Origin of the sequence: Paenarthrobacter sp. YIM B13468, assembly GCF_042788025.1 — a bacterium.
Taxonomy (GTDB): Bacteria; Actinomycetota; Actinomycetes; order Actinomycetales; family Micrococcaceae; genus Arthrobacter; species Arthrobacter aromaticivorans.
Genome location: NZ_JBHZPI010000023.1, coordinates 19,330 through 32,783 on the forward strand (window position 1 = coordinate 19,330; position 13,454 = coordinate 32,783).

Consider the following 13,454-nt stretch of genomic DNA (forward strand, 5'->3'; position numbering starts at 1 on the left):
TAAGAGAGCACTGCTCTCTGAATCCAGAATGACCGTCAATCAAGTCAAAGTCAAGAGCGGTGCTCTCATTTGTTGATGGTGCTCTCTCTTGTGGCAAGCTGGTTGCATGCCTTCCACAGCGCCGGATGCCGAAGCTGCCCCTAAAGCCCAGCCGAAAGCCAAAACCCCAACGCCCCGCGAGCGTGCACGTGCCCAAACCATCGCTGATATCGTCCGTCTCGGCCGGGAGCACCTGGCGGTCCACGGTGCGGCCGGGCTATCGCTGCGGGCTGTTGCACGGGACCTTGGCGTCGTTTCTTCGGCCGTTTATCGCTACGTGGAAAGCAGGGACGAACTTCTCACGCTCTTGCTCATCGACGGCTACAACGAGCTCGGCGACGAAGTGGATACAGCGGTAGCGGCTGTTCCTGAGAATGATTTCGCAGGCCAGTTCCGTGCCTTGGGTAAGGCTGTTCGTGCGTGGGCGCTCAGGGAACCAGCCAGCTACGCCCTGCTCTTCGGCAGCCCCGTTCCCGGATATCAGGCGCCCGGTGAGCGAACCACGGTCCCCGGAACGCGTGTCATCTTTCGCCTCGTGAGCATCTTTGACGCAGCCCATCGCGCGGGCGCCCTGAAGACGCAGGCGAGTCCCGCCGTCGTTATCCCACCAGCCTTGGCGGTAGACATGGTGAATATCCGGACTGAACTTGGGATCACGGTGCCCGAGTCTGCGCTGGCGCGGGGCGTGCTGGCGTGGACGTCCGTCTTCGGGGCTGTGAGCTTTGAAGTGTTCGGCCAGTACGGGCGCGATACGTTTTCCGCGCGCGAGGAATTGTTCGAGCACCAGCTGCTCGTCCTCCAGGGCGTGGCGGGGCTGTGACCAGCGAGCCTGTGACCAGCACCAGACGGTAAAGTATCAAGATGGTTCGAGGGCTTGCTGACATCGGCGCGGAGGGCATATTGCTCGCCGGAGCCGGGCGCGCCATCCTCCTTCAGATCGCTGATCCGAGGGTGGGGCACGGCGTCGCCGATCACAGCGACTTTGTCCAACGGCCGCAGGATCGTTTACGAGCCACCCTGACATACGTTTATGCGATTGTTTACGGTTCAGACGAGCAAGTTGCTGCGGTTCGCCGCGCCGTCAACCGCGCCCACGCTCCAGTGCGCCGGAACCCTGATGATGCGACAAAGGGCTACAACGCTTTCGATCCCGAGTCGCAGCTTTGGGTTGTCGCCACCCTGTACGACACCGCCGTCACCGTTTACGAGCAAGTGCATGGACCGCTCGACGACGAGACTGCCGACCGCATGTACCGAGACTATGCGCGCATCGGGACGGCGTTGCAGCTTCCCGCGAATATGTGGCCGCCCGATCGCGCGGCCTTCGCCCGGTATTGGGCATCGCACGTGGATCGGCTTCGACCCGATGAAAAAGCCCGCAAGATAGCCAGGGACCTGCTGTATCCGGCGGGTGGACCGGCACCAATGCGCCTGGCGATGCCACTTGCCCGCTTCCTGACCGCCGGCCTGCTGCCCGACCACTTGCGCGAAGGCTTCGGCCTGGAGTGGACTCCCATCGATGACCGCCGCTTCGAGCGGACCATGCGGTGGCTGGGACGCGTATATCCCCGGATCCCGAAGCGGATACGGCATTGGCCCAGGGACTACTACCTCAGCCACCTGGAAACCGCCCCGTTCAAGACGAAGGGCGGGGCAGGGAATGCGTAATTCGACCTCGGTGGAGCAAGCCATCGATGACCTCGCCCACCGCTATCTGGACCGCGCCCATAGGGGCCCGCTCCGCCTACGGCTAACCGAGTTCGTGGTGTTCGGGCTGAAGCAGGCGTGGGCCTGCGTCTTCGGCGCAGCACTGCTCGCGGTGATCATCGCAGCTCGTCTCTGGTATCCGGACGACGCCGCCTTGGCCCGGAATGACTTCCTGACCATCTCCGCCGTCATCATTCAGGTCCTGATGATCAGCTTCAAACTGGAGACGCTGCGCGAATTGCGGGTGATCGTGCTGTTCCATGCGGTGGGAACGGTCATGGAGTTGTTCAAGACCGATGTGGGCTCGTGGTCTTACGAGGCCGAGGGCTTCCTCCGGGTCGGGGCTGTTCCGCTGTTCAGCGGGTTCATGTATGCGGCCGTTGGCTCGTACATGGTTCGTGTGTTCCGGCTCTTTGACCTCCACTTCGACCACTACCCGTGGCGCTGGATCACCGCACTCGTGGCGGCTGGGATCTACGTCAATTTCTTCTCCCACCACTACATCTTTGACGCGCGCTGGTTGCTGCTTGCCGCCGTCGTGCTTGTCTACGGGCGGTGCGTGATGCACTTCCGGGTGTTCCGTAAGCGCTTCCGGATGCCCATTCTGGCGTCTTTCCTCTTGGTGGCGCTCTTCATTTGGTTCGCCGAGAACATCGGCACGTGGTCCCATGCGTGGCTCTACCCCAACCAGTTGAATGGCTGGCAGGCGGTCTCGATCGATAAGCTCCTCGCCTGGTTCCTGCTGATGATCATCTCCGTGGTGCTCGTGGCGTGGGTGTATAAACCTGAGCCGCCGCCCAGCCGGACAAGCGCCACGCAAATCCCTGACGCCACGCAAATCCGCCAGGGACATCCGGATATCCGTGGCGCCCGCCCGCTGGACTGACGTCGGTGCGTTTGCGTGTCGTCACGCTTCGCCGCGGGCGGCCTTGAGCGCCGCGCGCCTGGCTTGGAGTAAAGGCTCGACGTCGGGAATCTGCCTGAGTTCCATGGCTTGCGTATCGCTACGGTGGCCCCGCGCGTCGATGACGATTCCGTAGCCGCCCGCACTCCCGGCCGCGAACCAGTAGTCGGTTCCGTTCCAGAGGGTGAAATCCGCGGGGATACCGTCCACCATGGCGCTCAGGTGCTCTGTAGTGTGTGCCGCGAACGTCGCGGATTGACTCTGCCATTCCTCCATTGACTTCGGCGGCCCGGCGATGGCCTGCCACCGGTTTCGCACCACTTCCAAGGGATCACGCGTGGTTGTGACCACTTCCATGAGTGGATCAGTGGCTGGGTTCGCAGGAAAGGCGTTCCCGTGCACCACGCCACCCTCGCTGGCGTCCATCTGCCATGAACCCAGCATCAACGGCCCGTCCCAGTCCACAAGACGGAACAAGGGGAGGCGCCCGGCGCCCTGCCGGACCCTCTCTTCCAGCTCGTCGTTCATAGCCCAGAACGCATCCGGCGGCACGAAGCCAGCGAACTCCATCGCGCAAGTCTGCCAGTTCACGCAGGGCGAAACCAGCCCTGGAAGCCGCGTACTTCCGGGGCAAATTTGAGCATGAAAGCCAAACTTGAGCGTACTTCACTCAACTTTGGATTGACATTGAAACGAGGCTGAGTACAGTTGAGTGCAGAACGCTCAACTAGCCGATTGTTGAGTGGGCTCCCAAAAACCCAACCGCCTGGCGGGCCGGTGCCGGGGGCAATCTCCAACATCGGCCATTGAAAGGAAACAAGATATGTCACGTGCAGTAGGTATCGACCTCGGAACCACTAACTCCGTGGTCTCTGTCCTTGAAGGTGGCGAGCCCACCGTCATCGCCAACGCAGAAGGCGGCCGCACCACGCCGTCGGTCGTTGCGTTCTCCAAGTCCGGCGAAGTCCTGGTCGGCGAGATCGCCAAGCGCCAGGCCGTCAACAACATCGATCGCACCATCGCTTCGGTCAAGCGCCACATGGGCACCGACTGGTCTGTCGCCATCGACGACAAGAAGTACACGCCGCAGGAAATCTCCGCGCGTATCCTCATGAAGCTCAAGAACGACGCCGAGAGCTACTTGGGTGAAAAGGTCACTGACGCCGTGATCACCGTTCCGGCATACTTCAACGACGCCGAGCGCCAGTCCACCAAGGAAGCCGGCGAAATCGCAGGCCTCAACGTCCTCCGCATCGTCAACGAGCCCACCGCGGCTGCACTGGCCTACGGTCTGGACAAGGGCAAGGAAGACGAACTCATCCTGGTCTTCGACCTCGGTGGCGGTACCTTCGACGTCTCCCTCCTCGAGGTCGGCAAGGACGAAGACAACTTCTCCACCATCCAGGTCCGTGCAACCGCAGGTGACAACCGCCTCGGTGGCGACGACTGGGACAACCGCGTCGTCGAGTGGCTGCTGAACCAGCTCAAGATCAAGGGCATCGATCTCTCCAAGGACAAGATCGCCCTCCAGCGTCTCCGTGAAGCTGCAGAGCAGGCAAAGAAGGAACTCTCCTCCTCCACCAGCACCAACATCTCCCTCCAGTACCTGTCCGTCACCCCCGACGGCCCGGTCCACCTGGACGAGCAGCTGACCCGTGCCAAGTTCCAGGACCTCACCAAGGACCTGCTGGACCGCACCAAGAAGCCGTTCCACGACGTCATCGCTGAAGCCGGCATCAAGGTCTCCGACATCGATCACATCGTGCTCGTCGGTGGCTCCACCCGCATGCCTGCTGTCTCCGAGCTCGTCAAGGAACTTGCTGGCGGCAAGGAGCCCAACAAGGGCGTCAACCCGGACGAAGTTGTGGCCGTCGGTGCTGCACTCCAGGCCGGTGTCCTGAAGGGTGAGCGCAAGGACGTCCTCCTCATCGACGTCACGCCGCTGTCCCTCGGCATCGAAACCAAGGGTGGCGTTATGACGCACCTCATCGAGCGCAACACGGCCATCCCCACCAAGCGTTCCGAGACCTTCACCACCGCAGACGACAACCAGCCGTCCGTGGCCATCCAGGTCTTCCAGGGCGAGCGTGAATTCACCCGCGACAACAAGCCGCTGGGCACGTTCGAACTGACCGGCATCGCTCCGGCACCCCGCGGTGTCCCGCAGGTGGAGGTCACCTTCGACATCGACGCCAACGGCATCGTCCACGTGTCCGCCAAGGACAAGGGCACCGGCAAGGAACAGTCCATGACCATCACCGGTGGCACGGCACTCTCCAAGGAAGACATCGACCGCATGGTCCGTGAAGCCGAGGAGCACGCTGCAGAGGACAAGGCCCGCCGCGAAGCTACGGACACCCGTAACTCCGCCGAGCAGCTCGCCTACTCAGTGGACAAGCTCATCGCCGACAACGACGACAAGCTGCCCGAAGAGGTCAAGACCGAGGTCAAGGCCGACGTCGACGCCCTCAAGTCCGCGCTGGAAGGCACCGACGACGCCGCTGTGAAGACGGCCTTCGAGAAGCTGCAGGCTTCCCAGACCAAGCTCGGCGAAGCCATCTACTCGCAGGCAGCCGCAGCTGACGCTCCGGGTGCCGGTGCTGAAGGCGCTCCGGCCGGCGAGAAGACTGCAGCAGACGAAGACATCGTCGACGCTGAAATCATCGACGAAGACGAAGCGAAGAAGTAGCCATGCCCCACCACGGCAACGAAGCAGAGCACTCTGAAGGCAACGAGCCGCGCAAGCCCGTAATTCGGGACAACCGCAAGGTTGACCCGGAAACCGGGGCTGCCCGCCACCCCGAAGGCGAAGCTGCTGCTCACACCGAAGGCAACGCCGCCCCCACGGAAGGTGACGCTCTCTCCCAGGCTGAGGAAATCCTCAACGGGGTAGAAGTCCCGGCCGAGGAATCGGTAGCCTCCGGCGCCGCGGCTGAAGCCCAGGCAGCGGAGCTCCGCAACGACCTCCTTCGCCTTCAGGCTGAATACGTCAACTACCGCAAGCGGGTCGAACGCGACCGCGCCGTAGCAGGGGAAATGGCCGTCATCGGCGTCCTGAACTCCCTGCTCCCGGTGCTGGACGACGTCGACGCCGCACGCCAGCACGGTGACCTCGAAGACGGCCCCTTCGCCGCCATCGCCACCAAACTGGAAAACGCGCTGAAGACGTACGGACTGGAACGCATCGCGGAAACCGGTGTCGAATTCGACCCCACCATCCACGAGGCACTCATCCAGCAGCCCGGCGAGGACATCGACGTGGACACGGTCAGCCAGGTGCTGCGCTCTGGATACCGCTCAGGTGAGCGGGTTCTGCGAGCAGCCCAGGTGATCGTGGCTGTACCGGCGTAGTCTCACGCTCCGCCTTCGCTGATGAGGGGGCCCCGCCCCTACGCCGGGTGGCTTGGGATCTTCGATCCAAAGCCACCCGGCTCCGGTAGGCCCGAAGCCACTCCCGGGCCCCCTCATCCGCTACGGCTAAGAGGTAGTCTCGCCGTACGCTTTTGTTAGTTTTAGAAAGGAAACGCTCTTGGCCAGCCAGGACTGGGTTGAAAAGGATTTTTACGCGATCCTTGGTATCGCCAAGGACGCGTCCGACGCGGATATTAAGAAGGCTTACCGCAAACTGGCGCGGCAGCATCATCCGGATACCAATTCCGGGAATGCTGCTGCGGAGAAGAAGTTTAAGGACATTTCCGAGGCCTATTCGGTCTTGTCGAATCCTGAGGACCGGCAGCAGTACGACGCCATCCGTGCCATGGGTGGCGCCCGGTTCGCTCCCGGTGCGGGGGCGGGGCGTGGCGGCGGTGCTGGCGCCAACGGTGGGTTCGAGGACCTGTTCGGTGGTTTGTTTGGTGGCGGCGCGCGTCAGCCTTCGGGTGCCGGTGGCATCCCTCCGGAGTTTGCTGACCTGTTTGGTGGCGGCTTTGGTGGAGGCCAGACCGGGTTCCAGCGGGCACCGCAGAAGGGCTCGGATCGCACTGCGACGACGTCCATCTCTTTTGCTGGTTCCATCAAGGGCACTACTGTGAGCCTGCGTGAAAGCAACGGCCACGTGATCGACGTCAAGATCCCCGCAGGCATCAAGGACGGGCAGAAAGTCCGGCAACGCGGCAAGGGCAACGTTGGCCCAGCCGGAAACGGTGACCTCATCATCACGGTGAACGTCAAGCCGCACGAGTTTTTCCAGCGCGACGGCGACAACATCCGCATCCACGTGCCCGTCACGTTCGCGGAAGCTGCACTGGGCGCGACCATTGAGGTTCCAACGCTCGACGGCGACACCGTCAAGGTGCGTGTCCCGGCCGGAACACCGTCGGGTCGTACCCTCCGGGTCAAGGGCCGGGGCGTGAAAACGTCAAAGGCGACCGGTGACCTCCTGGTGACTATCGACGTCGCCGTCCCCCAGAACCTGAACAAGGAAGCGGAGGAGGCCGTGAAGGCATTTGCTGCCGCGACCACCGACGCCAACCCGCGTCACGACCTGGCCGCGAAGGCCCGGTTGTAAGGAGACGGGTCATGGCAATCGACGTCAACCAGCCGATCTTTGTCATCTCCGTCGCCGCGGAGCTTGCCGACATGCATCCGCAGACGTTGCGCCAGTACGACCGCCTGGGCATCGTCTCGCCCAGCCGTGCCCCCGGGAAGTCGCGGCGGTACTCCCAGAACGACGTCGAAAAGCTGCGGGAGGTGCAGCGCCTCTCGCAGTCCGGCGTTTCGCTCGAAGGCATCAGGCGCATCCTGGACCTTGAAAACCAGGTAGCGGCGTTGCAGTACCGGGTGGCTGAGCTCACAGAAGAACTGACCCGCCGTCGAAGTCCCTTGGACACGCGCATATTCGCAGCTGGAGCAGCCGGCGACGTCGTCAGTCTGGCCCGCGGCCAACGACCCCGCGCGCGGTCGCAAGCCGTTGTGGTGTGGAGGCCCCGGCCGGGGGAGTAGCCACTCGGCCGTGGTCGTCACAGAGAGAACTTGCTGGGCGCTCACTCTATTGGGCTGGGCGGCTCTATTGGACTGGGCGCGGAAAAGGGGTGTCATTTAAGGTGACGAAAGAGAGGCCCCAAGATGTCACCCACCGAAACGGCCCGACGGAATCACGACGACCTCTTTCCCGGTCAGCTCCCCGTCTTGGCGGTAACAGACCCCGAACTCGTTGAGGTCTTCAACAACTTCGCCTTTGACGAGGTCTTGAGCCACGGGAGACTGGACGCCAGGACAAGGCTCATGGTCCAACTCGCATCCCTTATCGCGTCACAAGGAATGCGTGAATACCGTGCGTTGCTCGGCGCCGCCCTTACCGTTGGGGTGACCCCGGTGGAGGTGAAGGAACTTGTCTACCAAGCCGTCCCGTACGTCGGCATGGGCAAAGTTTCCGATTTCCTGCACGCCACCAATGAAATCCTCAAAGAATTCGGCGTGGAACTGCCTGTTCCCGGCCAGTCCACCACGACGCCCAAAGACCGGGCGGAGAAAGGGCTGGCGATCCAGAAAGAGATCATAGGCGCCGAAAGCATCGACGGGATGCGTGCCGCAGCAGCATCGGATGAGATGCACATCCAGGACTACCTGGCCGGTAACTGTTTCGGCGATTACCTGACACGTACCGGCATTGACGTCCCGAGGCGTGAACTCCTCACGTTGTCCATGCTTATCTCCCTGGGAGGCTGCGAACCACAGGTCAGGGGCCACGTCCTTGCCAATCTGAACGTAGGAAACAGCCGCGGGCTGATGCTCGACGTCATCACGCAATTGCTGCCCTACATCGGGTATCCGCGTACGCTCAACGCGCTGCGAATACTGAACGAGGTGGCCCCGGCACATGAGGACCAGTAGGCCTGAGGACCAGTACGACTGTTCACCTGGGTTCAGCTGTGGATAGTGGCCACAAAAGGACGATAATGAAGTCATGGCACGGCAAGAAGGGCACGTGCTAGTGGTTGGCGTGTAGGCGCTGGAAAGCGTCTCATGCTCGTGTAGTGAGGGAAGATTCCGATGTCGTTGTCGGATGAAGAACGCAGGAGTTTGGAAGAGCTTGAGCGGGATCTCGCTTCATCGGATCCTGACCTGGACCTCCAGCTGAAGTCAGGGCGCCCGCGCGGTGCTGTGGCGCGCTCAGTTTTTGGTGTCCTGGCAGTTTTGGCTGGTTTCGCGATGGTCATTGCCGGGATCATCACACAACTCGTCCTTGTGGGTGTGGTCGGGTTCCTGCTCGCTGGAACAGGCGCCTACTTACTGTTCAGCAGGATGGTCCTCAGGAGAAGGACGCGACGACACGATGAAGCCAAGCCGGACTAGCCCGGCAGGAACCGGACCAGCCGGACACTAATCCGACCTGCTTCAGTAAGTCTCCGGCGGCACCTCCGGAGACGGGGAAGAAGCGTCATCCGGTGGGGAAGGCTTGGTGGCCTTCATGGCCTGCTCGGCAGGGGCCGGCTCTCCGGGAGGCACCATCATTCGCCATGCGAGCACTAGGCCCGCCCCGACGCCAGCGACTGCTAAGGCAACCAACCACCCGGCACGCGGGGAACTCCGCTGGCTGGTTCGACGACTCAAAGTTTGCGTTGTCCTCTTGACCGCTCTGGTAGCGGTGCGCTGAGCCCTCTTTGCAGCTTTACGGTTCCCGGTCAGCGTGAGCATTACGCCGTGCACAACAGACGGGACATCGGCGTGATTGATCCGGGACAACGCCCAACCCACAACCGCGTCAGCTTGTGACGACGTGCCCTCCGCTGCGTGCTTCACCCACTCGGCTGCGAGGTCCTGTGCTGCGGGAATGATGTTTTGTGCTTTGTACATGTGAACCCCTCACGGAGTAGATGGCCCCGTTGCCAGACTACGCTGCGGGGTGCGCGACCAAAAGGTGCCCGAACGCAGCGCTCTTTTCAGGCCGGGATTATGGCTGCCAGCTCCACGGGGTTCTCCAGTCCGGCCCACTTGCCGCTGAGGGTCAACTCGCTGTGGAGCTCAGTTGCGACTTCCAGAACCCTGGCGACCTTCAAGCGCACTCCGCCTGCGTCGATAATCGTCACACCCGTGCCCGAAACCGGGGCCGAGGCACTCAGGGCGGGGACGCCGCCGTCGAGCGTTCCGCTTCCCTTCACGTTAACCGTGCTGGGCCGGGGCTCGGGCTCGCCATCCACGATCAGTGCAGCCTCTTCCTGGCCGGTGAGGATGGCGGTGGCGAGCGCCCTGACGTAGACGGGGTCGGCGCAGGCGTCGTAGACCCACCGCTTGCCAAGGACGGAGTGATCCATGGTGCCGATAAGCCATTCCTGGGCGCCTGCCAGTTCATATCCCCTGTAACTCAGGGGGACCTGGTAGATGCGCTCACCTGCGACGACGACGTGCGTCTCCAGCCCGACTTCGCCGGCGGGATCGTCAAAACGGTAGGCCCCAATGAGCTCCGGGGCACCACCCTGGATGAACCAGGGCTGCGTTGGCAGGTACCCAGCGATGAGCTCGAGCTTGGACGGGGACAGGGTTGCCTTGTGAATAATCGCCATGATCTCCAGCCTAGGCCAGTGCACGGTCCCGTTCGATACGGGGCCCAATGCGCGGCCTTGCCCCTGCACTGTTTACAATCGAAGGGACGCGCCGACTATTGAGGGAATCATGAAGAAACTCACCACTGTCTTGATCGCTGCCGGGCTGCTTGCCACGGCTTCAGCATGCTCTTCGCCGCAGCTGACCACCGCAGAAACGTGTGACCGGGTGGGTGTCGCCGTAGCCAGCCTCCCGAGCAACGCGAGCAAGACTGCGACCATTCGCGTCGCAAACGCCATCCGCCCCATTGAACCCGTTGCCTCCAACGAGATGAAGCCCGTGGTCACGGCCATCCTTGAATACTCGGATGAACTCGTGAAGGAATCCCCGGACGAGAACAAGATGGGCGAGCTTTCCGCCGCCTACCAGGAAGCCGGCACCAAGTACGGCGAGCTCTGCCGCGGCTAATGACATCCGCGGCCTAGCGGCCACTGAACGCGAAGAAGGGGACCAGCTGAGCTGGTCCCCTTCTTGCGTCGGGATGTGCGAGAGGAACCGTGAAGACGCGTCGGGATGTGCGAGAGGAACCGATTCGGGTCAGGCAACCCTGGATGCTCTCTCACATCACAGCCCTTAATCCGGAACGTTCTCTCACATCATGTGAGGGAGGAACCGGGAAAACGCGTCAGGATGTGAGAGAGCATCGGAATTGGCGGGCACGCTGTCGCGCCCTGGGCTATGCCTCGCGCAGCACGGCGTGGAAAGCGTACGTAGCGTTGCTCCAGATCACGAACAGCAGCGGCGCGGGCGCCAGTGCGATGCCCAGGATTGGTTGGAGCACGGCCGCGGACACGATGATTCCCAGCAGGACCAGCATGGCCAGGCTCAGGTACCAGCGCTGAATCACAAGAAACAACGAGGCCTTGAGGATGCTTTTGAGCTTCGCTTCGGGCAAAAGTACGACGCCGGCAATCGCCGTAACGGCCAGGCTCACCGTTACGGCGGCTACTACGACGATCAGCGGTACCAGAAGTGCAGCAGCCGGCATGGACTGGATAATGGCCAGGTCCACTCCCAGGAACACCAGCAGCGCCACCGCGCCCAAACCCAACGGGGCGGAACGAGTGAAACTGCGCTTGTATCCCCGAAGGAACGCGACAACCGGCTTGACCGCGCCGCCGTCGTCGTTCAACGCCTTGAATGCAGTGAAGATGCCGGCGAGCGATGGCGTTATGGTGACCGAGAGCGCCAGGAAGAACGGCCACGCGGTTGCGGGGTCTGCAACCAACGCGAGGCAGAGCACCAGGGGAGCGTTGGCCACCGCGAGCAGGACGTTTCCGGCCAGGAAGGTGTAGATGAACCCGAAGATGCTTCCGAAGGTCTCGAATCCTGGCCCGGTCCAGCGCCGGGGAGCGCGCAAGGTACTCATCCCTTCATCCCGCTCGTCGCGATGCCCTGGATGAAGTAGCGCTGTCCGATGAGGAAGATGATGAGGATCGGGATTACCGAGATCACGGAACCGGTCATGATCATGGCGTATTCGGCGTCGAACTGGCCCACGAAGGAACGCAGGCCCAGCTGTACGGTCCAGAGCCGGTTGGACGTGAGGTAGATGAATGGGCCCATGTAGTCGTTCCACGTGTTCACGAACGTGAGCAGGGCCAGGCTGGCGAGGGCGGGCTTGGACAGCGGGAGGATAACGCGGGCCCAGATGCCGTACTCGCTCAGGCCATCGATGCGGGCAGCTTCGCAAAGTTCATCCGGGATGGTCATGTAGTACTGGCGCATCAGGAACACCCCGAACGCGCCGAAGGCCTGCAGCAGGATCAGGGCGTTGAAGCTGTTCGTAAGGCCGAGCTGCTGCATCATGATGTACTGCGGCACCATGTAGGCCTGCCACGGAACGGCGATGGTGCCGATGTAGCAGAGAAACAGCACGTCGCGTCCGGGAAAGCGGACTTTCGAGAATCCGTAGGCGGCGAGTGAGCCCGTGAGGACCTGGAGGCACGTGATGACCACTGCGAGGTACAGCGAGTTCTGCAGGTAACCCATCATGGGGATGCGGGTCCAGATATCCGTGTAATTGCTCCACACGAATTCGGAGGGAATCCACTGGATGGGGACGGTCAGGACCTGGTTGTTCTCCTTCAACGACGAGGAGAGCATCCAGATGAAGGGCACCATGAGCGCCACCACCAGGACCACGAGCACGCCGTAGATAATTACGTTCGCGGTGCGCTTCTTCTGCTCGCGCGGGGAGCGCTTGCGGTCAGTACGACGGCGGTCTTCCGCAGCTTCCGTGATCCTGGTACCGAGGAATGGAGCCTCGGCTTTGAGGTCTTCGGCCATGTTGGTCATCAGCGTTCCCTCCGCTGTTGGATCTTGAATTGCAGGACGGTGACCGTCAACACGATGATGAACAGGACCAGCGAGATGGCCGAGGAGTAGCCGAACTTTCCTTCGCCGATGCCTTCCTGGTAGATGAGCTGGGACAGCACGGTAGTGGACCGTCCGGGACCACCACCGGTCATGACCACGATCAGGTCGAACACCTTGAAGCTGGAGACGGTCAGCATGACCACCACAAAGAAGGTGGTGGGGCGCAAGGACGGAATGGTGACGTTCCAGAAGCGCTGCCAGGCGCTGGCGCCGTCAACTTCGGCTGCTTCGTACAGCTCGGTAGGGATGGCTTGCAGGCCGGCCAGGTACAGCACCATGTAATAGCCCATGTCGCGCCATACGCTGGTGATGATCACTGCCGGAAGTGCCCAGTCGGAGCTGGAGGTCCAGCCGGGCGCGTTGGCGATGCCAATCGAGTGCAGGAACTGGTTGATGGGTCCGCTGTCCGGGCTGAAGAGCATGTTCCAGACGACCGCGACAGCCACCAGGGAGGTGATGTACGGGAAGAAGATCGCCACCCGGAAGAAGCCGATGCCTTTGAGCTTTCGGTTCAACAGCATCGCCAGAATGAGGGCGAGCGCCATGGTGAGAGGGACGTGGCCGAGAGCATAGACCACTGTGTTGCGCAAGGCGATCCAGAAGGAGTCGCTGGCAAACATGCGCTGGAAGTTGGCCAGGCCAACCCATTTGGGGGCGCTGAACGAGGTCCATTCCATGAAGGAGAGGGCAAAAGCCGCCACAACGGGAATGAGGGTGAAGGCCAGGAATCCAAGGAAGTTCGGAAGGATGAACGTCCAGCCGATCAGCGTATTCCGCCTTGCTTGCTTCCTGTTGCCGCGGCTGCGCACGGGGGCAGGCACCTGGGTGATTGTTTCTGTAGTCATGATGACCGCTCCCGGGGCGGAAGCGTTCCTCCATTTCA

Annotated in this window: 16 protein-coding genes; 10 read left to right on the forward strand and 6 right to left on the reverse strand. The window is 62.2% G+C overall.

Going from position 1 to position 13,454, the window contains the following annotated elements; all coding sequences use genetic code 11:
- Window positions 1-106: 106 nt before the first annotated feature.
- From ACFX4T_RS19750 to ACFX4T_RS19760, 3 genes are read left to right on the forward strand one after another with little or no spacing between them, the layout of a single operon-like run.
- On the forward strand, window positions 107-859 hold the full coding sequence (locus ACFX4T_RS19750) for a TetR/AcrR family transcriptional regulator (protein WP_377653538.1): 753 nt from the start codon (window positions 107-109) through the stop codon (window positions 857-859).
- 41 nt (window positions 860-900) lie between these two features.
- Window positions 901-1,707 carry an oxygenase MpaB family protein gene (locus tag ACFX4T_RS19755; RefSeq protein WP_377653540.1) on the forward strand — a complete coding sequence of 269 codons (807 nt, stop codon included), beginning with the start codon at window positions 901-903 and terminating at the stop codon, window positions 1,705-1,707.
- The gene (locus tag ACFX4T_RS19760; RefSeq protein WP_377653542.1) at window positions 1,700-2,632 is read left to right on the forward strand and encodes a DUF817 domain-containing protein; all 933 of its coding nucleotides are present in this window, start codon (window positions 1,700-1,702) and stop codon (window positions 2,630-2,632) included. Before ACFX4T_RS19755 ends, ACFX4T_RS19760 begins: the two co-directional genes overlap by 8 nt.
- Window positions 2,633-2,653: 21 nt before the next feature.
- Here the strand turns inward: ACFX4T_RS19760 and ACFX4T_RS19765 are convergent, their stop codons facing one another.
- Complete coding sequence (locus tag ACFX4T_RS19765; RefSeq protein WP_377653544.1) at window positions 2,654-3,220, reverse strand: hypothetical protein; 567 nt, start codon at window positions 3,218-3,220, stop codon at window positions 2,654-2,656.
- Window positions 3,221-3,473: 253 nt separating this feature from the next.
- On the opposite strand from ACFX4T_RS19765, the gene dnaK reads away from it, so the two are divergent.
- From dnaK to ACFX4T_RS19795, 6 genes are all read left to right on the forward strand, one after another.
- A complete protein-coding gene (gene dnaK, locus ACFX4T_RS19770; protein ID WP_216926739.1) occupies window positions 3,474-5,339 on the forward strand; it encodes a molecular chaperone DnaK in 1,866 nt (621 codons plus the stop codon).
- A 2-nt stretch (window positions 5,340-5,341) separates the two neighbouring features.
- Complete coding sequence (locus ACFX4T_RS19775; RefSeq protein WP_216926738.1) at window positions 5,342-6,001, forward strand: nucleotide exchange factor GrpE; 660 nt, start codon at window positions 5,342-5,344, stop codon at window positions 5,999-6,001.
- A gap of 178 nt (window positions 6,002-6,179) precedes the next feature.
- Window positions 6,180-7,157, forward strand: coding sequence for a DnaJ C-terminal domain-containing protein (locus tag ACFX4T_RS19780; protein ID WP_223947023.1), 978 nt, complete (start codon window positions 6,180-6,182; stop codon window positions 7,155-7,157).
- 11 nt (window positions 7,158-7,168) lie between these two features.
- Window positions 7,169-7,591, forward strand: a complete 423-nt coding sequence (locus tag ACFX4T_RS19785; protein ID WP_223947022.1) for a heat shock protein transcriptional repressor HspR — start codon at window positions 7,169-7,171, stop codon at window positions 7,589-7,591.
- Between the two features lie 123 nt (window positions 7,592-7,714).
- Window positions 7,715-8,482: a carboxymuconolactone decarboxylase family protein gene (locus ACFX4T_RS19790; protein WP_377653547.1), complete on the forward strand. Its 768-nt coding sequence runs from the start codon at window positions 7,715-7,717 to the stop codon at window positions 8,480-8,482.
- Window positions 8,483-8,641: 159 nt separating this feature from the next.
- Window positions 8,642-8,944: a DUF3040 domain-containing protein gene (locus ACFX4T_RS19795; RefSeq protein WP_216926734.1), complete on the forward strand. Its 303-nt coding sequence runs from the start codon at window positions 8,642-8,644 to the stop codon at window positions 8,942-8,944.
- Between the two features lie 42 nt (window positions 8,945-8,986).
- Here ACFX4T_RS19795 and ACFX4T_RS19800 read toward each other — a convergent pair whose 3' ends face one another.
- Window positions 8,987-9,445, reverse strand: a complete 459-nt coding sequence (locus ACFX4T_RS19800; RefSeq protein WP_377653549.1) for a hypothetical protein — start codon at window positions 9,443-9,445, stop codon at window positions 8,987-8,989.
- Window positions 9,446-9,531: 86 nt separating this feature from the next.
- The gene (locus tag ACFX4T_RS19805) at window positions 9,532-10,152 is read right to left on the reverse strand and encodes a hypothetical protein (RefSeq protein ID WP_377653551.1); all 621 of its coding nucleotides are present in this window, start codon (window positions 10,150-10,152) and stop codon (window positions 9,532-9,534) included.
- A gap of 109 nt (window positions 10,153-10,261) precedes the next feature.
- Here ACFX4T_RS19805 and ACFX4T_RS19810 point away from each other — a divergent pair, with 109 nt between their 5' ends.
- Window positions 10,262-10,600, forward strand: a complete 339-nt coding sequence (locus tag ACFX4T_RS19810; protein WP_216926732.1) for a hypothetical protein — start codon at window positions 10,262-10,264, stop codon at window positions 10,598-10,600.
- A 268-nt stretch (window positions 10,601-10,868) separates the two neighbouring features.
- Here the strand turns inward: ACFX4T_RS19810 and ACFX4T_RS19815 are convergent, their stop codons facing one another.
- From ACFX4T_RS19815 to ACFX4T_RS19825, 3 genes are read right to left on the reverse strand one after another with little or no spacing between them, the layout of a single operon-like run.
- A complete protein-coding gene (locus ACFX4T_RS19815) occupies window positions 10,869-11,561 on the reverse strand; it encodes a hypothetical protein (RefSeq protein ID WP_377653554.1) in 693 nt (230 codons plus the stop codon).
- Entirely contained in the window at window positions 11,558-12,490 is a 933-nt protein-coding gene (locus ACFX4T_RS19820) for a carbohydrate ABC transporter permease (protein ID WP_223947017.1), read from the reverse strand. Before ACFX4T_RS19820 ends, ACFX4T_RS19815 begins: the two co-directional genes overlap by 4 nt.
- Entirely contained in the window at window positions 12,490-13,416 is a 927-nt protein-coding gene (locus ACFX4T_RS19825) for a carbohydrate ABC transporter permease (protein ID WP_377653557.1), read from the reverse strand. The genes ACFX4T_RS19820 and ACFX4T_RS19825 overlap by 1 nt, the downstream gene beginning before the upstream one ends.
- Between the last annotated feature and the right edge of the window lie 38 nt (window positions 13,417-13,454).